This is a genomic window from Lentzea miocenica, assembly GCF_033949945.1.
GTDB classification, from domain to species: Bacteria; Actinomycetota; Actinomycetes; order Mycobacteriales; family Pseudonocardiaceae; genus Lentzea; species Lentzea miocenica.
Genome location: NZ_JAXAVW010000031.1, coordinates 78586 through 96960 on the forward strand (window position 1 = coordinate 78586; position 18375 = coordinate 96960).

At 68.8% G+C, this 18375-nt stretch carries 24 protein-coding genes and 3 pseudogenes; 6 read left to right on the forward strand and 21 right to left on the reverse strand.

The features are described from left to right. Position 1: 1 nt before the first annotated feature. From SK803_RS32940 to SK803_RS32955, 4 genes are all read right to left on the reverse strand, one after another. Positions 2-862, reverse strand: a complete 861-nt coding sequence (locus SK803_RS32940) for a hypothetical protein (protein WP_319970059.1) — start codon at positions 860-862, stop codon at positions 2-4. Positions 863-867: 5 nt separating this feature from the next. Beyond that, on the reverse strand, positions 868-1362 hold the full coding sequence (locus SK803_RS32945) for a hypothetical protein (protein ID WP_319970060.1): 495 nt from the start codon (positions 1360-1362) through the stop codon (positions 868-870). A gap of 135 nt (positions 1363-1497) precedes the next feature. Further along, positions 1498-1734, reverse strand: a complete 237-nt coding sequence (locus SK803_RS32950; protein ID WP_319970061.1) for a hypothetical protein — start codon at positions 1732-1734, stop codon at positions 1498-1500. Between the two features lie 91 nt (positions 1735-1825). After that, a complete protein-coding gene (locus SK803_RS32955) occupies positions 1826-3211 on the reverse strand; it encodes a glycine--tRNA ligase (RefSeq protein WP_319970129.1) in 1386 nt (461 codons plus the stop codon). Between the two features lie 93 nt (positions 3212-3304). Between SK803_RS32955 and SK803_RS32960 the strand changes: the two genes are divergently transcribed. Beyond that, a complete protein-coding gene (locus SK803_RS32960) occupies positions 3305-3982 on the forward strand; it encodes a hypothetical protein (protein ID WP_319970063.1) in 678 nt (225 codons plus the stop codon). Here SK803_RS32960 and SK803_RS32965 read toward each other — a convergent pair. Then, complete coding sequence (locus tag SK803_RS32965; RefSeq protein WP_319970064.1) at positions 3969-4343, reverse strand: antibiotic biosynthesis monooxygenase; 375 nt, start codon at positions 4341-4343, stop codon at positions 3969-3971. The two genes, SK803_RS32960 and SK803_RS32965, sit on opposite strands and share 14 nt — an antisense overlap. A gap of 17 nt (positions 4344-4360) precedes the next feature. Between SK803_RS32965 and SK803_RS32970 the strand changes: the two genes are divergently transcribed. From SK803_RS32970 to SK803_RS32980, 3 genes are read left to right on the forward strand one after another with little or no spacing between them, the layout of a single operon-like run. After that, positions 4361-4639, forward strand: coding sequence for a hypothetical protein (locus tag SK803_RS32970; protein WP_319970065.1), 279 nt, complete (start codon positions 4361-4363; stop codon positions 4637-4639). A gap of 11 nt (positions 4640-4650) precedes the next feature. Then, positions 4651-5001 (forward strand): ArsR/SmtB family transcription factor, encoded by a 351-nt coding sequence (locus SK803_RS32975; protein ID WP_319970066.1) that lies wholly within the window; start codon positions 4651-4653, stop codon positions 4999-5001. After that, on the forward strand, positions 4998-5396 hold the full coding sequence (locus SK803_RS32980; protein WP_090100492.1) for a Fur family transcriptional regulator: 399 nt from the start codon (positions 4998-5000) through the stop codon (positions 5394-5396). The genes SK803_RS32975 and SK803_RS32980 overlap by 4 nt, the downstream gene beginning before the upstream one ends. 104 nt (positions 5397-5500) lie before the next feature. Here SK803_RS32980 and SK803_RS32985 read toward each other — a convergent pair whose 3' ends face one another. The 13 genes and pseudogenes from SK803_RS32985 to SK803_RS33045 all read right to left on the reverse strand — a co-directional run. Beyond that, positions 5501-6196, reverse strand: coding sequence for a TIGR03943 family putative permease subunit (locus tag SK803_RS32985; RefSeq protein ID WP_319970067.1), 696 nt, complete (start codon positions 6194-6196; stop codon positions 5501-5503). Further along, a complete protein-coding gene (locus SK803_RS32990; RefSeq protein WP_319970068.1) occupies positions 6193-7203 on the reverse strand; it encodes a permease in 1011 nt (336 codons plus the stop codon). The genes SK803_RS32985 and SK803_RS32990 overlap by 4 nt, the downstream gene beginning before the upstream one ends. Next, positions 7200-7631 (reverse strand): hypothetical protein, encoded by a 432-nt coding sequence (locus tag SK803_RS32995; RefSeq protein WP_319970069.1) that lies wholly within the window; start codon positions 7629-7631, stop codon positions 7200-7202. The genes SK803_RS32990 and SK803_RS32995 overlap by 4 nt, the downstream gene beginning before the upstream one ends. Positions 7632-7654: 23 nt before the next feature. After that, complete coding sequence (locus tag SK803_RS33000; RefSeq protein ID WP_086667743.1) at positions 7655-8053, reverse strand: YbjN domain-containing protein; 399 nt, start codon at positions 8051-8053, stop codon at positions 7655-7657. Beyond that, positions 8050-8868 carry an isoprenyl transferase gene (locus SK803_RS33005; RefSeq protein ID WP_319970070.1) on the reverse strand — a complete coding sequence of 273 codons (819 nt, stop codon included), beginning with the start codon at positions 8866-8868 and terminating at the stop codon, positions 8050-8052. The genes SK803_RS33000 and SK803_RS33005 overlap by 4 nt, the downstream gene beginning before the upstream one ends. Positions 8869-8932: 64 nt before the next feature. After that, positions 8933-9685 carry a DNA repair protein RecO gene (gene recO, locus SK803_RS33010; RefSeq protein ID WP_319970071.1) on the reverse strand — a complete coding sequence of 251 codons (753 nt, stop codon included), beginning with the start codon at positions 9683-9685 and terminating at the stop codon, positions 8933-8935. Next, a complete protein-coding gene (gene era, locus SK803_RS33015) occupies positions 9685-10581 on the reverse strand; it encodes a GTPase Era (RefSeq protein WP_319970072.1) in 897 nt (298 codons plus the stop codon). Before era ends, recO begins: the two co-directional genes overlap by 1 nt. A 52-nt stretch (positions 10582-10633) precedes the next feature. Further along, positions 10634-10969, reverse strand: coding sequence for a cytidine deaminase (locus SK803_RS33020; RefSeq protein ID WP_319970073.1), 336 nt, complete (start codon positions 10967-10969; stop codon positions 10634-10636). Continuing rightward, positions 10962-12248: a hemolysin family protein gene (locus SK803_RS33025; protein ID WP_319970074.1), complete on the reverse strand. Its 1287-nt coding sequence runs from the start codon at positions 12246-12248 to the stop codon at positions 10962-10964. The genes SK803_RS33020 and SK803_RS33025 overlap by 8 nt, the downstream gene beginning before the upstream one ends. Positions 12249-12253: 5 nt before the next feature. Further along, positions 12254-12799, reverse strand: coding sequence for an rRNA maturation RNase YbeY (ybeY, locus tag SK803_RS33030; protein ID WP_086667736.1), 546 nt, complete (start codon positions 12797-12799; stop codon positions 12254-12256). A gap of 5 nt (positions 12800-12804) precedes the next feature. Beyond that, positions 12805-13161, reverse strand: a pseudogene (locus tag SK803_RS33035) (PhoH family protein); the annotation flags it as partial. Between the two features lie 252 nt (positions 13162-13413). Beyond that, positions 13414-14160, reverse strand: a pseudogene (locus tag SK803_RS33040) (LAGLIDADG family homing endonuclease); the annotation flags it as partial. After that, positions 14149-14841: pseudogene (locus SK803_RS33045) on the reverse strand (PhoH family protein); the annotation flags it as partial. The pseudogenes SK803_RS33040 and SK803_RS33045, both read right to left, overlap by 12 nt. Positions 14842-14985: 144 nt before the next feature. Here SK803_RS33045 and SK803_RS33050 point away from each other — a divergent pair. Both SK803_RS33050 and SK803_RS33055 read left to right on the forward strand, forming a co-directional pair. Next, the gene (locus SK803_RS33050; protein WP_319970075.1) at positions 14986-15747 is read left to right on the forward strand and encodes a GNAT family N-acetyltransferase; all 762 of its coding nucleotides are present in this window, start codon (positions 14986-14988) and stop codon (positions 15745-15747) included. A 32-nt stretch (positions 15748-15779) separates the two neighbouring features. Then, the gene (locus tag SK803_RS33055; RefSeq protein WP_319970076.1) at positions 15780-16556 is read left to right on the forward strand and encodes a GNAT family N-acetyltransferase; all 777 of its coding nucleotides are present in this window, start codon (positions 15780-15782) and stop codon (positions 16554-16556) included. Here the strand turns inward: SK803_RS33055 and SK803_RS33060 are convergent. The 3 genes from SK803_RS33060 to SK803_RS33070 are packed head-to-tail and all read right to left on the reverse strand — an operon-like array spanning position 16553 to position 18135. Beyond that, on the reverse strand, positions 16553-16870 hold the full coding sequence (locus tag SK803_RS33060; RefSeq protein WP_319970077.1) for a histidine triad nucleotide-binding protein: 318 nt from the start codon (positions 16868-16870) through the stop codon (positions 16553-16555). The two genes, SK803_RS33055 and SK803_RS33060, sit on opposite strands and share 4 nt — an antisense overlap. Positions 16871-16878: 8 nt before the next feature. Next, positions 16879-17469: a TetR/AcrR family transcriptional regulator gene (locus SK803_RS33065; RefSeq protein WP_319970078.1), complete on the reverse strand. Its 591-nt coding sequence runs from the start codon at positions 17467-17469 to the stop codon at positions 16879-16881. Between the two features lie 9 nt (positions 17470-17478). After that, on the reverse strand, positions 17479-18135 hold the full coding sequence (locus SK803_RS33070) for an alpha/beta hydrolase (RefSeq protein ID WP_319970079.1): 657 nt from the start codon (positions 18133-18135) through the stop codon (positions 17479-17481). Between the last annotated feature and the right edge of the window lie 240 nt (positions 18136-18375).

Below are 18375 nucleotides of genomic sequence, written 5' to 3' on the forward strand. Positions count from 1 at the left end.
GTCATCGAGTAGCCGCTCGCTGCTGTTCGCGCCACGGCCGGTCCCACACGCCGGTGAACTCCCGCACCGAGAAGAGCGCGATCACCAGGAGCACGACCGCCGCGAAGACCAGTCCGGCGAACAGCATCCCCGCGGCACCGCCCAGGGACACGAACTTGGTCACCGCGAACCCGCACCCGGTGGGGACGGCGAGGCACCAGCCGATGTTGCGCCGGCGCGCCGAGTAGACGTCCCGCACCCGCACGAGCAGCCTCCCGAGCAGCACCGGCGTGATCAGCACCGGCAGGCCGAGCACCGGGAGCAGCGCCTGGTTCGAAGGCGCCGTGAACACCACCGCCACCCCGGCGACCGACAACACGATGCCCACCGTGACGAGCACGGTGCCCAGCACCCTCATCCGCTGCGCCGGTCCGCCGACTCCGGAGTCCGGCACGATCGGACCGGATGCGGCGACGACGACCTGGTGCACCGCGTGGCTTGCCCGCAGGACGAGCGCCAGTGCCGCGATCACCGGCACGAGGAGCACCAGCGCGAGCACCAGCGCGAAGCCGTAGGACCCTTCTACGAGCCCAACGCCGGACACGGACCAGTAGAACGGGAAGACGAGCGCCAGCACGACGCCTTCCAGCACGACGAACACGTGCCGCAGCCGGGCAGCCGACGCCGCATCGGTGATCCGCGTGGCCACCACCCCGCCGGCTACCGGGCACAGGCACACCAGCCCAGCCGTCACCGCCGTCACCACCAGCGCGTGCGGTGTCTCGACCTCAACCAGCGCCGTGACGACCACGACCCAGGCCACGAGCACCACACCCACCGCGGCCGACACGCGGCCACGGCTCCTGATCTGCTCCCCCGTCATGGCTCCTACACGCGAAACCGCCCCAGGATGTTGCCTGCGGCGAAGAACGCGATTCCGCACAGCACCACGACCGCCGCCAGCAACGCCAGGTACACCGCCGAACCCGCGGTGAACGGCAGCGGGCTCATCACCTCGGCGAACCCCGCGAGCATGCCGCAGAAGATCGCCCCACCCCACCAGACCGCGAGCAACCGGCGAACCAGACGAGCACCGTTGACGTCGACGAACTCGCCCTGAGCGCACGACCGCGCGGTGGCGAGGCTCAGTCCGGACAACAGCGCCCAGAACGCGCCGATCCCGGCGATCATCACACCGATCACGTTGATCGGGCTGTCCGCGGTCGGCAGAGCCAGCCCCACGACGACGAGCGCGACCCCGACGCCCAGTGCGGCACCGATCAGGGGCAGGCCCGCCCTCGCCAGCCGTGCCCTGACCGACTCGGCGTGCGCAGCCGACACCCACACCCACTGCGGCTGCTCGCCGCGGCCGATGATGATCACCGGCCGAGCGTCCCACGACTCGGTCAGGCCGGCAGTTCCGGAGAGACGACGCCCCAAGACCTGGCGCCCTGCTCCACCTCCACGACGGTGAAGACGACCGAACTCAGGCTGGTCAGCAGGCCGCTCACCTCGGGGTTAGTCGGTGTACAGCGTCGACAGCGAGGTGGTGCTCCCGACCGCGGAGACGATCGTCCAGACGCGCAGCGGCTTGGTCTGGGTGAGCACCACGGTCACCCTCGTCATGACCAGTCCCACGGCCAAGGCGCCGAACACCGCCATGACGCCGAGCGCGAGGCCCGGCGTTGCGGCGACGAGCACGACGCCGAGTTGCCTGATCTCCTGCGGGCTCCTGGTCGATCTCCACGTGCGCACGCAGACACCACGCATCAGCGCGGCGACCTGTTGCCTTTACGGCAAAAATCAGGCCCGGTGGCAGAAGCCACCGGGCCCGGAGAACCGTTTCTCAGCAGCCGATCAGGCGAGCGGCGAGGTACGACTCGAGCTGGTCCATCGCCACGCGCTCCTGCGACATCGTGTCGCGTTCCCGCACCGTCACGGCGAGGTCGGTGAGCGTGTCGAAGTCGACCGTCACGCAGAACGGCGTGCCGATCTCGTCCTGGCGGCGGTAGCGGCGGCCGATCGCACCGGCGTCGTCGAAGTCGACGTTCCAGTTGCGGCGCAACGCGGTCGCGAGGTCGCGGGCCTTCGGCGAGAGGTCGGCGTTGCGCGACAACGGCAGCACGGCGACCTTCACCGGGGCGAGGCGGCGGTCGAGCTTCAGCACGACGCGCTTGTCCACGCCGCCCTTGGCGTTCGGGGCCTCGTCCTCGGTGAACGCCTCCAGCAGGAACGCCATCATCGGGCGGCCGACGCCGGCCGCCGGTTCGATGACGAACGGCTTGTAACGCGAGTTCGTGGCCTGGTCGAAGTACGACAGGTCGACGCCGGAGTGGTTCGAGTGCGTGGTGAGGTCGAAGTCCGTGCGGTTCGCGATGCCCTCGAGCTCACCCCACTCCTGACCGCCGAACTGGAAGCGGTACTCGATGTCGACGGTGCGCTTCGAGTAGTGGGAGAGCTTCTCCTTCGGGTGCTCGTAGTGCCGCAGGTTCTCCTTCGACACACCGAGGTCCGTGTACCAGCGCGTGCGCTCGTCGATCCAGTACTGGTGCCATTCCTCGTCCGTACCCGGCTCGACGAAGAACTCCATCTCCATCTGCTCGAACTCGCGGGTGCGGAAGATGAAGTTGCCCGGCGTGATCTCGTTGCGGAACGACTTGCCGATCTGACCGATGCCGAACGGCGGCTTCTTGCGCGACGTCGTCTGCACGTTCAGGAAGTTCGTGAAGATGCCCTGCGCGGTCTCGGGGCGCAGGTAGTGCAGGCCCTCCTCGGTCTCGATCGGACCGAGGTGCGTCTTGAGCAGGCCGTTGAACATCTTCGGCTCGGTGTACTGGCCGCGCACACCGCAGTTCGGGCACGGCACGTCGGAGACGTCGCCCTCCGCGACCTCCTTGCCGGTGCGCTCGGCGTACTCCTCGGACAGCGTGTCCGCCCGGAACCGCTTGTGGCACGACTCGCACTCGACCAGCGGGTCGACGAACGCCTCGACGTGACCGGAGGCGACCCACACGTCACGCGGCAGGATCACCGACGAGTCCAGGCCCACGACGTCCTCGCGGCCCCGGACCATGAAGTTCCACCACTGGCGCTTGATGTTGTCCTTGAGCTCGACACCCAGGGGTCCGTAGTCCCACGCCGAGCGGGTACCGCCGTAGATCTCCCCACAGGGGTAGACGAACCCTCTGCGCTTGCAGAGGCTGACAACGGTCTCGATGCGATCGGCGGCCAACGGGAACTCCATCGGGGGAATGAGATTCGGGGGCCCAAGCCTAGCCCGTCACGTCGCGCCCCGAACGGGCGACCGGAGCCTTACCCTGCACGAATGGAAGACCGGCTGCGAGAGCTGTGGGACTTCGCCGACCTCGACGGCACCGAGGCGAGGTTCCGCGCGTTGTTCAACAACGTGGAGACCGACGACGAGCGCGCGGAGGTGCTGACGCAGCTCGCCAGGGTCGAGGGCCTGCGGGACAACTTCGCCGCTGGTCACACCCTCGTCGACCAGGCCGACGTGCTCGCCGACGCGGACGGCACGGGCCGGGTGCGCGCCCTGCTGGAGCGCGGGCGCCTGTTCCGCTCCGGAGGCGACCCGGAGAAGGCCCAGCCGCTGTTCGTGGCGTCGTTCGTGCTCGCGAAGAAGAGCGGCGACCTGTGGCTCGCCGCCGATGCCGCGCACATGGTCGCGCTGGTGGACGACCCGGAGAAGTGGACCCAGGTGGGCCTCGACCTCATCGAGGAGCACCCGGAGCTCGAGCACTGGCTCGGCCCGCTCTACAACAACCTCGGCTGGCACCACTTCGAGAACGAACGGTTCGCCGAGGCGCTCGCGGCGTTCGAGAAGACGCCCGCGCCCTACGCGGCCTACGGCAGGGCCAAGACGCTGCACCTGCTCGACCGTCCCGCGGAAGCCGCACAGGCCGCGCGCGAGGCGCTGGAACTGCTGCCGGAGGGCTCCGACGAGGAGTTCCTCGACGAGATGCGCAAGATCGCTAGCGAGGCTTAGCAGGACCCGCCGCCTCGCCGAGCCGCACCGTGAACGCGTCCTCGGCGAGCAGGCTCGTGTGCTTCTCGACCTGGCCGCCGGCGCTGGTCAGCGTCGGCTCGTACATCGCGGGCCCGTCGGTCAGCGCCTCGGACAGCAACGGGATCACGTGTTCGCGCACGGGGAACGGCGACATCGCCCGCCGATAGGCCACCACCGACTCGAACTCGACCGTCAGCACCCACCGGTCGTCCTCGTCGGTGGACCGCGCCAACGTGCCCCTCTCGCACCCCGGCTGCGCGGTGAGGAGCTTGAGCGCTTCCTCCACGCGGGAGGTGAACGTCTCGGGGTCGGATACGCGGAAACGGCACACCAGCAGCACGGTGCAAGGATGGCACGGTGACCTCCAAGCGCCCTCTGCTGCCCGGCGAAGGCCCCCTCGCGCGCGTCCGCCCGGTGGTGGCATTCGTCTTAGTGCTCGGACTGTTCGTCACCGGCGTCCTGGTGGGCGGAACGCTCGGCGCGGCACTCCTCGGAGTGCTGATCCTGGGCGCCGGAGTGCTCCTGGCGGCCACCTGGAAGGTTCTTTCCCCAGCTCAACGCACATTGCGCGTGGTGGTCCTGATGATACTGGTCATCATCACCGTAGAATTGGTTGTGAAAATCCCTACCAGGTGAGGTGTGCCGCCATGACCGTCCAGCTGCACGGCGAGCACTCCCCCGAACGCGCGGCCCCCGCGCCCGCCCCACCACGCTCCCCCCACACCCTCGCCGAGGCCGGCGACCTGCTGCGCGCACTGGCCGCGCCAGTCCGCATCGCCATCGTGCTGCAACTGCGGGAACACGACCGCTGCGTGCACGAACTGGTGGAAGCCCTGGGCGTCGCCCAGCCGCTGATCAGCCAGCACCTGAGAGTGCTGAAGTCGGCAGGCGTGGTGCACGGCGAACGACACGGCCGCGAGGTCGTGTACCGGCTGGTAGACGAACACCTGGCGCACATCGTCGTGGACGCTGTGACGCACGTCGAGGAGAAGTTGTGACCGGACTGAGGTCCACCAAGCAGCGCACGGCCGTGTCGAACCTGCTCGACCAGCTGGACGACTTCCGCAGCGCCCAGGAACTGCACGAGGAACTACGCCGCCGCGGCGAGGGCATCGGCCTGACCACGGTCTACCGCACCCTGCAGTCCCTGGCGGACGCGGGCCAGGTCGATGTCCTGCGCACCGACTCGGGCGAGGCCATCTACCGCCGTTGCTCGGCCCATCACCACCATCACCTCGTGTGCCGCCACTGCGGCCGCACGGTGGAGGTGGAAGGCCCCGCCGTCGAGAAGTGGGCCGACCGGGTCGCGGCGGAGAACGGCTTCTCCGAGGTGAGCCACACCGTCGAGATCTTCGGCACCTGCGCGGAGTGCACGGCCAAGGGCCTCAAGTAGGCCTGCTGCTCGCTGCACGCGGGGTCCTTTCGTACTGACATGCGGTACGAAAGCTCCCCGCGTGCACATCGCGAACGGGGTGGCGAGGCCGACGAACTGCTCAGTCAGGACTCGTAGGGCTCGACCGGCTCGGCCACCGAGGTGAACGACTCCACGGTGAAGCTCGGCACCCACGAGTTCTTCTCCGACGCCGACTTCGGCACGACCTTCCCGGTCACCTCGACCCACTGCTCGTCGGGCAGCGACGGCACGTCGCCGGTCAGCTGAGCCTTCAACGGCCGCGCGTCCGCCGCACAGCACGAGATGGCGAGCCGCGCGACGTAGGTGGCCCCCTCCGCGCGCGTGAGGAACCCGGTCAGCTTCACCCGTCGGTTGTCCAGCGTGCCGGACTCGTCCCACGCCGTGCGCGTCACGAACTCCGTCATCGACAGCGGGATGACGTCCCCGGACGGCAGGTCGCCCAGCAGGTTGCGGGAGCGCTGCGTCTGGTTCGTGTCGGCGGCCGAGCTGACGACGTCGCCGCCCAGCGCGGGCGGCGAGATCAGGAACACCGCGAGCACCGGCAGCAGCATCAACCAGGTCGAGCGCGACGAGTGCTCGTGATCGTCGGACTCGGCTTTGCCGCGCCGGACGTCGCGGATGATCGCGAAGAGCGCCAGGCCGATCATGATCGAGCCGGCGGCGATCAGCAGCGGCAGCAGGCCCTTCTGCACGTACCGCAGGTAGAGCCCGGAGAAGCTGATCTTCAGCAGCGCACCGCCGAGCAGGACCAGCAGGATGTTCTGGGTTTCCCGCCTCACAGCAGCACCACTCCCGTCACCACAGCGCACAAGATCGCCACCACGAAGGTAGCGGGCGCGAAGCGGAAGGCGAAGGACTTGCCGAAAGCACCTGCCTGCAGCGCGATCAGCTTCACGTCGACGGCGGGGCCGACGACGAGGAACACCAGCCGCGGCAGCAACGGCAGAGCCGAGAACGCGACCGCCACGAAAGCGTCCGCCTCCGAGCACAGCGCCAGGATCACCGCCAGGAGGGCCATCACCAGGACGCCGAGCACGATCTGGCCGCCCAGGGTCTGCATCCACGCGACCGGCACGAACGTCTTGAACGCCGCCGCGAACAGCCCGCCCAGCACCAGGAACCCGCCGGCGTCCACGAGGTCGTGGCGCGCGCTCTCGGCGAAGACGGCCCACTTGTTCGTGCCGGAGTGATCTCCCATGCGTGCCAGCGCACGCTCGGCGATCCACTCCATCTTGCCGAACCGCACCCACAGCCAGCCCATGACCATCGCGGTCAGCAACGACCCCGCGAACCGCGCCACGACCATCATCGGGGTGTCGTTGAACGCCACCGCCGTCGACACCAGCACGATCGGGTTCACCGCGGGCGCGGCCAGCAGGAACGTCAGAGCCACCGCCGGCGCGACGCCCTGCTGCATCAACCGCCGGGCCACGGGCACCGAAGCGCACTCACAGCCCGGCAGGGCGATGCCCGCGACACCCGCCACGGGCACGGCCAGCGCGGTCTTCGAGGGCAGCAGCCTGCGCAACGCCGAAGCCGGCACGAACGCCGCGATGGCACCGGAGATCAGCACGCCCAGGACCAGGAACGGCATGGCCTGCACGCAGATCGCCACGAACACGGTCGACGCCGTGCGCAGCTTCGGCACGTCCAGCAGGTCGACGAGCCGGGACTGGAAGAGCAGTGCGAGAACGAGGATCCCGCACAGCACCTCCAACGACGTGATCTTCAGCCGAGGCGGGCCCGAGCGCCGCTTCGACGAGCGGATCTCGCCGGTGATCGTCATTCCGCGTCCGCGTCCAGGTCGAGCAGACGGCGGTAGGTGCGCGCCATGCCCTCGCGGATCTCGTCGGGCGAGGGCGGCTCGGCGAACTCGGCCTCTTCCTCCTCGAGGTCGGAGTCGTCGAAGTCGACGGGCGTGCCGTTGACCGTCTCGTCCGCGGCCTCTTCCTCTTCGAGAGCGGCCTCGCGGAGCTCCTCGATCGTGGCGGAGACGTCCTCGGCGCTCAGCGCGGGCAGCATCGGCTTCACGATGGCCAGCACGCCACCTTCGGCGTCGTCGAGCGCCACGGCCTCGGCCAGCGCGACGGCGTGGTCACGCTCGTACGGTCCGCAGATGAACGAGTCCCAGTCGTCGCCGCCCGAGGGTTCGAACGTGACGGTCCACGGGAACTCGTTGACGTCCGCGTCCTCTTCCGGCTCGTAAATGATCACGCCACCCATCGAAGGGTCCTTTCTCAAGAAAAGCGGGAGAGGAGCTCGCCGCGCACCTGCGACGCGGTCGAGACGACCAGCATGAGGAGCGTGCTCAGCGGTTCCGGCTTGAGGCCGTCCGCCGGGAACGCGTATCGCAGCATCACGTCCGTGCCACGTTCGGACGCGATCACACCCAGTGTGCCGAAAAGGCCCTGACCAGCGCGTTCGGCCACCCACACGGCCACGTCGCCGACCAGGTCCCACGCGACCACGACCGTCAGCGAGAGCACGGTCAGGCCCTCGGCCAGTTCCATGCCCTGCACAGCGCACGGCACGTCGCCGTGGCGGAAGCTCAACGCGCCGTCGTCGTCCACGGACACGTCGTGGAACAGCTCCAACGCCTTGCGCGCGGCCTCGAGAGCCTCACCGCTCGCGTTCACGACACCTCCGAATCGGGCTTGTCGATCGCACCACCGAAGCGGCGGTCGCGCTCGGCGAACTTCTCGACGGCCCGCCACAGGTCGGTGCGGTCGAAATCGGGCCACAGGATGTCCTGGAACACCAGCTCGGCGTACGCGGACTGCCAGAGCATGAAGTTCGACGTGCGCTGCTCCCCGGACGGCCGGATGAACAGGTCCACGTCCGGCATCTCGGGCTGGTAGAGGTAGCGCGCGATGGTCTTCTCGTCGACCTTGTCCGGGTTGAGCTGCCCGGCGGCGGCGAGCCTGGCGATCTCGCGGGCGGCGTCACCGATCTCCGCGCGGCCGCCGTAGTTGATGCACATCGCGAGGTTGAGCTGGTCGTTGTCGCGGGTGCGCTCCTCCGCGACCTCCAGCTCCTTGATGACGCTGCGCCACAGCTTCGGCCGGCGCCCCGCCCAGCGCACCCGGACGCCCAGCTCGTCGAGCTCGTCGGTGCGGTGGTGGATCACGTCGCGGGAGAAGCCCATCAGGAACCGGACCTCTTCGGGGCTGCGGCGCCAGTTCTCCGTGGAGAAGGCGTACAACGACAGCCACTTCACGCCCATCTCGATCGCACCCTTGGCGACCTCGACGACGACCTGCTCGCCACGCTTGTGGCCCTCGACCCGCGACAGCCCGCGCTGGTTCGCCCAACGGCCGTTGCCGTCCATCACGATCGCGATGTGCTTCGGCACGAACTCGACCGGAATCTGCGGGGGCACCGCGCCGGACGGGTGCGGCTCCGGCGGGCGCGGTACGCGCTTCTCACGCTCAGAGCGGCGGCGACGCAGCATAAAACCGGGCATCCTTCCTGACAGTGCTTATTTCCTTCAGAACGCATGCTGACCGATCGCCAGGTTAGCCGTCGTCGGACCTGGCCTTGCGCTCGACCAAAGGCAACGACCGGAGCTGCCTCTCCAGGTGCCACTGCAGATGCGCCGCGACCAGCCCACTCGCGTCCCGGCGGGCGATGTGCGGAATCTCGTCGACCACACCCCACTCGCCGTGCAGCAGCGCCGAGAGCAGCGTCAACGTGTCCGAAGACGGCGACGCCGAGCCGGGCGGGCGGCAGTTCGGGCAGCACGTGCCACCGGCCTGGACGCTGAACGCCCGGTGCGGGCCCGGAGTGCCGCACTTGGCGCACTCGTTCACCGCGGGCGCCCAACCGGCGAACGCCATGGCACGCATCAGGAACGCGTCCAGCAGCAACGACGGATCACGTTCGCCTGCCGACAACGCGCGCAGCGCACCCGTCACGAGCAGATAGAGCCGCACGACCGGTTCGCCCTCTTCGGCGGTGAGGCGGTCAGCGGTCTCCAAGATCGCGCACGCGGCCGTGTAGCGCTGGTAGTCGGTGACGATGCCCACGCCGAACGCGTCCAGCGTCTGCACCTGCGTGATGATGTCGAGCGACCGGCCGGGGTGGAACTGCACGTCGACGTGGCAGAACGGCTCCAGCCGCGCGCCGAACTTCGACGAGGTGCGACGCACGCCCTTCGCCACGGCACGGAGCTTGCCGTGCCGCTGGCTCAGGAAGGTGATGATCCGGTCCGCCTCACCGAGCTTCTGCACGCGCAGCACGATGCCGGTGTCGCGGTACAGGTTGGCCATCAGAAACCTAGGCGGCGCAGCTGTTTCGGGTCGCGCTGCCAGTCCTTGGCGATCTTGATGTGCAGGTCCAGGTAGACCCGGCTGCCCAGCAGCGCCTCGATCTGCTTGCGCGCGGCCATGCCGACCTGCTTGAGCCGCTCGCCGCGGTGGCCCAGGATGATGGCCTTCTGCGACGGGCGCTCCACGAACACGAACGCGTGGATGTCGATCAGGTCGTCGCGGCCCTCACGCGCTTGCATCTCCTCGACCACCACGGCGATGGAGTGCGGCAGCTCGTCGCGCACGCCCTCCAGCGCGGCCTCGCGGATGAGCTCGGCGACCAGCGTCTGCTCCGGCTCGTCGGTCAGGTCGCCGTCCGGGAACAGCTGCGGGCCCTCCGGCAGCTTCTTCAGCAGCAGGTCGCTCAGCTTGTCGACCTGGAAGCCGTCGACGGCGGACACCGGGATGATCTCGGCGAACTCCATGACCTTCTGCAGCGCGAGCAGCTGTTCCATCACCTGCTGCTGCGACACCAGGTCGGTCTTGGTGACGATGCCGACCACGGGCGTTCGCTTGGCGACCTTCTCCAGCTCGGCGGCGATGAACTTGTCACCGGGGCCGACCTTCTGGTCCGCGGGCACGCAGAAGCCGACGACGTCGACCTCCGACCACGTCTCGCGCACCAGGTCGTTGAGCCGCTGGCCGAGCAACGTGCGCGGCCGGTGCAGGCCCGGCGTGTCCACCAGGACGAGCTGGCCGTCCTCGCGGTGCACGATGCCGCGGATCGTGTGGCGGGTGGTCTGCGGCTTGCTGGACGTGATGGCGACCTTGGTGCCCACCAGCGCGTTCGTCAGCGTCGACTTCCCTGCGTTCGGGCGGCCGACGAAGCACGCGAACCCGGAGCGGTAACCATCCATCGTTCCATTGTCCCTGGGACCGGCAACAGGGTGCGGGCGGGCCACCCAGGGGTTATCGAACCACGTCAGCGACAGCGCCGGCCGGTGTCGCGCGGATCACCGGCGCGCTTGCCGCGAGGTCCCGCACCGCGGCCACCGAACCCTCGTCGAGCGCACCCGCCTCGGTCACCACGACCGCGGCCTCGAGGCCCTCGGCGCCGCTCGACACCGCCGCGGCGACGGCGGCCTGCAGCGCGGTGAGCTTCAGCGACGGCAACGTGACCGTGGAAGCGTTGTACGTGCGGCCGTCGAGGTCCCGCACCGCCGCGCCTTCCGCGGCACCGTTGCGCGCGCGAACGGACCGCGCGAGCGTGACGAGCTTCGCGTCCTCTGGGTCGATGTCAGTCATCTTCGTTCTCCTTGTTGACCGGACGCACGAGCACAGTGGTGACCCGGATGCGGCCGCGTTCGTCCTTGCCGCCCTCCGCCCGCATGCGCAGACCCGCGATCTCGGCCTCGGTGCCGGGCAGCGGCACGCGCCCGAGCCGCTGGGCGAGCAGGCCGCCGACGGTCTCGACCTCGTGGTCGTCGAGCTCCGTGCCGAACAACGCGTCGAGGTCGTCGACCGGCAGGCGGGCGCTGACCCGCACCGCGCCGTCTTCCAGGTGCTCGATCGGCGGGCGGTCGTCGGTGTCGGACTCGTCGGTGATCTCGCCGACGATCTCCTCGAGGATGTCCTCGATCGTCAGCAGGCCCGCGGTGCCGCCGTACTCGTCGACGACGATCGCCATGTGCCGGCGCGACACCTGCATCTCACGCAGCAGGTCCGCGATCGGCTTCGAGTCCGGGATGAAGCTCATCGGGCGCATCAGCTCGGAAACGCTCTTGGGGTCCTCGTCCTCGGCGAGCGTGGCCCGCATGAGGTCCTTGAGGTTCACGACGCCGAGCACGTCGTCGACGCTCTCGCCGATCACCGGGACGCGCGTGTAGCCGGTGCGCAACGACAGCGCGAGCGCCTGCCGCAGCGACTTGGACTGCTCGATCCACACGATCTCGGTGCGCGGCACCATGATCTCGCGCGTGATGGTGTCACCCAGCTCGAACACCGAGTGGATCATCTCGCGCTCGCCCTCGTCGACGACGCCGCGTTCCTGCGCCATGTCGACGAGTTCGCGCAGCTCCACCTCGGAGGAGAACGGACCCTCGCGGAAGCCTTTACCAGGCGTGATGGCGTTACCGATGAGGATCAGCAGCTTCGACAACGGCCCGAGCACGCGGCCGAGCTGCCGGACAGTGCCCGCGGCGAGCAGGCTCACGCCGTACGGGTGCTGACGGCCGATGGTGCGCGGTCCGACGCCGACGAGCACGTACGACACGACGAGCATGCTCAGGCACGAGTACAGAACGGCGAGCCAGTCCTGCTCCACGTACTGCAGGTACACGCCCGTGACGAGCACCGTCGCGGACAGCTCGCAGAACAGCCTCAGCAGCAACAACAGGTTGACGTGCCGCGGCCGGTCGTTGAGGACCTGCAGCAACTGCCCGGTGCCCCAGCGGCCCTGCCGTTGCAGAGCCTCCACCCGTGCTCGTGACACGGTGCCAAGCGCGGCGTCCACACACGCGAAGACACCGGCGGCGAGCACGAGCAGAACGGCCAGCACGATCACACTGGCAGGGTTCTCGCTCATCGGCGTCAGGCTTCTTCGTTCTTCTCGTCGAGCCCGACGGCGCCGAGCACCTTGTCGTCCGTGCTGCGCTGGTGCGCCGCCCGTTCGGCCTCGTCCCGCGCGTTGCGGAAGTCCGCGAGGATGCGGTTCTGCAGCGTGAACATCTCACGTTCCTCAGCAGGCTCCGCGTGGTCGTAGCCGAGCAGGTGCAGCACGCCGTGCACGGTCAGCAGGTGCAGCTCGTCCAGCAGGCCGTGGCCCGCCTTCTTGGCCTGGTCCTTGGCGAACGCCGGGCACAGCACGATGTCCCCGAGCAGAGCCGGGCCGAGGCCCGCGGCGTCGGGGCGGCGCGCGGAGTCCAGCTCGTCCATGGGGAAGGCCATGACGTCCGTCGGACCCGGCAGGTCCATCCAGCGCTCGTGCAGGTCGGCCATGACGTCCAGCTCCACGAGCAGGACGGACAACTCGGCCAGCGGGCTCACGCCCATGCGGTCCAGCGCGAAGCGGGCGGCGGAGACGATGGAACCCTCGTCGACTCCGACACCCGACTCGTTGGCGATCTCGATGCTCACGGCGCCTATCGTCCCCGCCGCTGGTTCCCCCGGCGTGCACCGGGTCCGTGGTGTGGCCCGTTCTGGTCCAGGACGTCCTGCTGGACCTGCCACTTCTCGTACGCGTCGACGATGTCGCCGACCAGGCGGTGGCGCACCACGTCCTGGCTGGTCAGCACCGAGAAGTGCACGTCCTCGACACCGTCGAGGATGTCCCTGACGACCTTCAGACCGCTGCGCTGGCCGCCGGGGAGGTCGACCTGGGTGACGTCACCCGTGACGACGACCTTCGAGCCGAAGCCCAGGCGCGTGAGGAACATCTTCATCTGCTCGGGAGTCGTGTTCTGCGCCTCGTCGAGAATGATGAACGCGTCGTTGAGCGTGTTGTGCGTCAGCAGGTAGTCCTCGGTGACGTACAGGGAGTCCTGCGCCGCCACCTGGATGCACACCGTCTCAGTGCGGCCCGCGGGCTCGATGCTGTCGATGAACCGCATCGGACGCCCGCCGCCACCGGCGGCGTGGTACTTCTCCCGCTTGCGCTTGAGGCGGAACGGCTCGACGCCCTCGGGCAGTCTGATGTCGAGAACGTAGGCGTCGTGGTTGTAGCCCCAGGTCACCACGCCACCGATCGAACGAACGAGAGCGAGCACGTCGTCCCGCAACCGTTCCGACGTCGTCGTGTACTGGACGCGGCAGGTCCTGCCGAACGGGGCGACCAGGCCACCATCGGAGTCGAACAACCCCTGGAGGACCGCCAAACGCACGTCCGCGCTGTTGTCCAGGTAGAGCTCTGGCACGAACTTGACGTGCGGCTGCGTACCTTCCAGCCTCAGCTCGCGCATGCCGACGGTCACGGGGTTCGCCAGCGTGATCACGTCACCGGGCACCTCGCTCCCCGACGTGTGTTCGACCTGGTCCTTCTTCATCACGGTGATCTGCGGCTCAAGCGCGACCGATAGCGTCGTCGAGCCTGTGAGGCACCCGTCGCCGAGCAGCAAGCCCAGCGCGTACGGGTCCATCGGCACTTCGCGTTCCGGGAGGCACACCGGCGCGCTGAGCAGCGGCAGCTCATAGCGCCGCGCGTGCGCGGCGCGCAGGTTGCCGATCATCTCCTTGGTCTCGAGCACTCGCCAAGGCTTGTTCCGCCGGCGATCGGACGCTGTCCGGACCGTCCACAGGTGCTCACCACACGCGAGCGTCGAGGAGCCGTCCTGTGCGCTGACCCGGTAGACGTCCTTCTCACCCTGCGGGTACACGCCGAGCACCGGCGTCGGCTCGCCGTTGGAGCCGATGACGAGGTCGCCGACCTGCAGCGATCCGATCGGCCGGTAGCCGTCCGGGGTGAGCACCGGAGTGAAGATCGGCTGGGCGCGACCACGCATGTACGCGAGGGGTGCGACCTCGATCGTGCCGGCCTGGGTGAGGCGCGGGATCGTCTCCGGGTCGACCATGTCGTGCAGCGCGTCGTGCAGCGGGCGCAGGTACGGGTCGATCTTCTCGTAGAGCGTGCCGGGCAAGTAGCCGAGGCGCTCGCCGGCCTCGACGGCCGGGCGGGTGAGGATGATCCGGTTGACCTGCTTGTTCTGCAGCGCCTGCACGGCCTTGGCCATGGCGAGGTAGGTCTTGCCGGTGCCGGCGGGGCCGATGCCGAACACGATGGTGTTCTTGTCGATGGCGTCGACGTAGTGCTTCTGGTTCAGCGTCTTCGGCCGGATGGTGCGGCCGCGGCGGCTGATGATGTCCAGGCTCAGGACCTCGGCGGGCGACTCGTCGGCGTTCGCGGACAGCATCGCGACCGTGCGGCGGACGGTGTTCTGGTCGACGGCCTGGCCGCGGCTCGCGAGGGTGACGAGTTCGGAGAAGACCCGTTCCGCGAAGGCCACGTCGGCGGGGGCGCCGGACAAGGTGATCTCGTTCCCGCGCACGTGGACGTCGGCGTCGAGCAGTTCCTCGGCGAGCCGGAGGTTTTCGTCGCGCGACCCCAGCAGGCTGAGCACCGCACCATCGGGCACGGCGAACCGGGACTGACCTTCCTTGTTGCTCTGCTGTGTTTCTTCGGCCACGTGGCCCCGGCCTGCTTCCTGTCGCTCGGATCTGTTGCGTCGATGCTAGTCCGGCCGAAAATGGGTGGCTACCGCATTGCTCACGGTGTGTGCTCAGGTGCTGTGGAGATCCGCAGGCTTGGTGTTGACGACATACCCGAGTGCATGAAGCTCGTGACTGACCGGGGTTGGAGCTGGACGCCCGCGCAGTGGGAGATGCTCCTCTCCCTCGGTCCGGGCTTCGGGGCCTTCGACGAGACCGGGTTGCTCGGCACGACTCTGGTGACGCCCTATCCCGAGATGCAGGCGATCAGCGGCGTGCTGGTCGGTTCGTGGGCCGAACGCCGGGGCATCGCGGGCGCGTTGATATCCAATATATTGGATACAAGCCTGCCTGTGTTGTATCCGTCCGTGTTGTATGCAACTGCGATGGGCGAGCCGCTGTACACAAGGCTCGGCTTTCACTCGGTCGGGCGCGCGTCGGCCCATCACGGCGAACTCGCGGGCGCGGCGACCGGCGTGACGCGGCCGGCGACGTCCGCCGACCTGCCCGCGGTGGTGGCGTTGGACCGGGCGGCGAGCGGGTTCACGCGGGAGGCGTTCTGGGCGCACGTGTTCGGACCGTCTTCTGCATACAGGCTTCACCTGGCGGACGACGGCTTCGCGTGCACGCGGCGCATGGGTGAGACGTTGGTCATCGGTCCGCTGGTAGCGCCCGACGCGGCGGCGGCGTGCGAGATCATCGTTGACGTGGCCGCCGGCGCCGGGCCGTCGCGTGTCGACGTCAGCGATCCGGACGTGGCGGCGTTCCTGTTGGACGAGGGCTACGAGGTGCGCGGGGGCTGTGCGCTGATGGTGCACGGCGTCGACGACGTCGGTGGCGACCGTGCGCGCTACTTCGCGCCCGCGTCGCTCGCGCTGGGATGACTGGGGGATCTGTGGAACCGCGCCAACTCGAATTGCGACGACTCGAACTGGACGACCTCCCCGCGTGCTCCGACCTGGCCGAGAGCCGGTCGTGGCCGCGTGAGGAGAAGAAGTGGGAGTTCCTGCTCGCGCACGGCGAAGGCTGGGGACTCTTCGACGACGAAGGCCTCGTCGGCACGACGATCGTGACGCGCTACCCGGAGCTGGCGTCGGTCAGCATGGTGCTGGTCGCCGAACGCGCCGCGCGCCAGGGCCACGCCCGCCGACTGGTATCCCATGTACTGGATACCGACGTCTCGACGTTGTTCGCGACGTCGATGGGCCGCCCGCTCTACGAGCAGCTGGGCTTCCACGCCGTGGGCTTCACCGACATCCACGCGGGCACGTTCACGGGACCGGCATCCGATATATCGCATATCGCCACGCACGCCGACCTCGACGACCTCGTCGCGCTCGACACCAAGGTCACCGGCATCACGCGGCCGTACCTGTGGGAGTCGCTGCTCGCGATGGGATCCGTCCGGGTGTCCGACCACGGCATCGCCGGCACGTGGCAGGTGCGCGACGCCCGGATGCTGATCGGTCCGATCATCGCGGACACCCCGGCCGACGCGTGCGCGCTCATTGCCGACTGCGCCGCCGGCGTTCCCAGCGTGCGCGTGGACGTGCACGACCCGGAAGTGATCGCGTTCGTGCGGAAGCACGGCATGGAGTCGTGGGGCGAGGCCACCTGGATGGTCCGGGGCGCCGAGACGCTCCCCGGCGACCGCACCCGCTACCACGCCCCGCTGCTGCAGGCCCTCGGTTAGAGCCTCTTACCTCCCAGCAGGTGCAGGTGGGCGTGGAAGACCTCCTGCCCGCTGTCCGGCCCGGTGTTGAACAGCAGCCGGTATCCCGATTCGGCCACGCCCTCGGCCTCGGCGACCTCCTTCGCGGCGGCGAAGAGGTCGCCGAGCTGGTCACCGGTCAGGTCGACGGCGTTCGGCACGTGCTCGCGCGGGATGAGCAGCACGTGCACCGGTGCCTTGGGGTGGAGGTCGCGGAACGCCAGCGTCGTCTTGGTCTCGTGCACGATCGTCGCGGGAACCTCACCGTCGGCGATGCGGCAGAACAAACAGGACATGTCCCCAGCTAAGCGAAGATGGCGCTCAGCTGCTCGTCGACGGCCTCGATCATGTCGTCGGCCGTGAGCTCGTCCGGCCCGAGCCCGTGGTGGATGTTGAGCCCGTCGATCAGCACGACGATCCGCCGCGCCGACTTGATGGGCACGACGCCGTCCCGCAGTTCCCCGGCCTCCTGGGCAGCAGTGAGAATGCGCGCGATCTCGCCGTACAGCTCACGCGTGCCGTAGCGCTCCAACTCGTGCAACGACGGTTCGACCATCGCGCGCGGCAAGAACGACAACAACACGGCGGCCTCAACGCGTCGTTCCTCGTCCAGGGCAAGCAATTCGTGCGCGAAGGCCCTCAACAGCTCCCGGTGGCCGACCGACGTGTCGATCTTCTCCAGCCGCGCGATGAACCGCCGGTACGCGAGCTCCATCGCGAACCCGAGCAACGCGTCCTGCGTGGGGAAGTAGTGGCGCAACGACCCGCTCGACCACCCGGACTCGGCGGCGACAGCACGTACGGAAGCGTGGTCGATCCCGTCCCGCTGGACGATGCGCCACACCGCCTCGGCCAGCTCGCGGCGACGTTCCTCATGGTCGACAACCTTCGGCACCGGCCCTTTTTAGCAGTCGCGCGCAAGCCGAACGACAGCCGCGCGGCACCTCTCCCACGACTCGGTGCCCGGCGTGATCATGTCCATGTGCCCGGCCCCCTCCACCACGACGAGTTCGGCCTGCGGCTCCACCTCGCAGAACCCGATGCTCTGCGCCACCGGAACGTCCTCGTCCCGATCACCGTGCACGCAGATCACCGGCTTGCCGATGGGCACAAGTGCAGCGGGCGAAGCCTCCGCGAACTGCTCTTCGGCGCACAGCTCCAACGCTCGTGCAGTGATGTGCTGCGTGAAGTCGAGCACCGCCGCCTGGGCGACCGCTCCGACCACTCGCGCGCTGTGTTTGGCCGCCCACACAGCGAGGTGCCCTCCAGCGCTGTGCCCGAGCGTCACCACGGGCCCGATGTCGACGGCGGAGATGGCGGCGAGAACGTCATCACCGGTTTGCGGCCATCCCCCACCGCCACTCACGCGCCGGTATTCGATGTTCCAGACGGCGAATCCTTCGCCGACGAGCACGTCCGCGAGCGGCCGGCCGAGCTCCAGCCCATAGCGCTGGTGCCAAAAACCACCGTGAATGACGACAACAGCACCCTGAGTCGCGCCCTCGGGCAGATAAAGCTCGCCGAACTGACTGGGATGGTCACCGTAAGCAATTCGCTGCACACGCAGAACTTACGTGAAGCCGCAAAGGGCGACAGGCGAACGAATGGGAGCCGCGATGGCACGAAGCGCCGAGCCGGCGGGGGTCCGGGGGCTTGCCCCCGGCGTGGGGTGTGGGGGCTCGGCCCCCACAAGACAGGAATATTTCGCCGCGCGGCGAGGCGCCGCAGGCGCCGAGCAGCAAAGGCGAAAGAAATATGGAGGCGCCTCGCGGTCCGAAGCCTGGGGGTCGCTTCGCCGCGA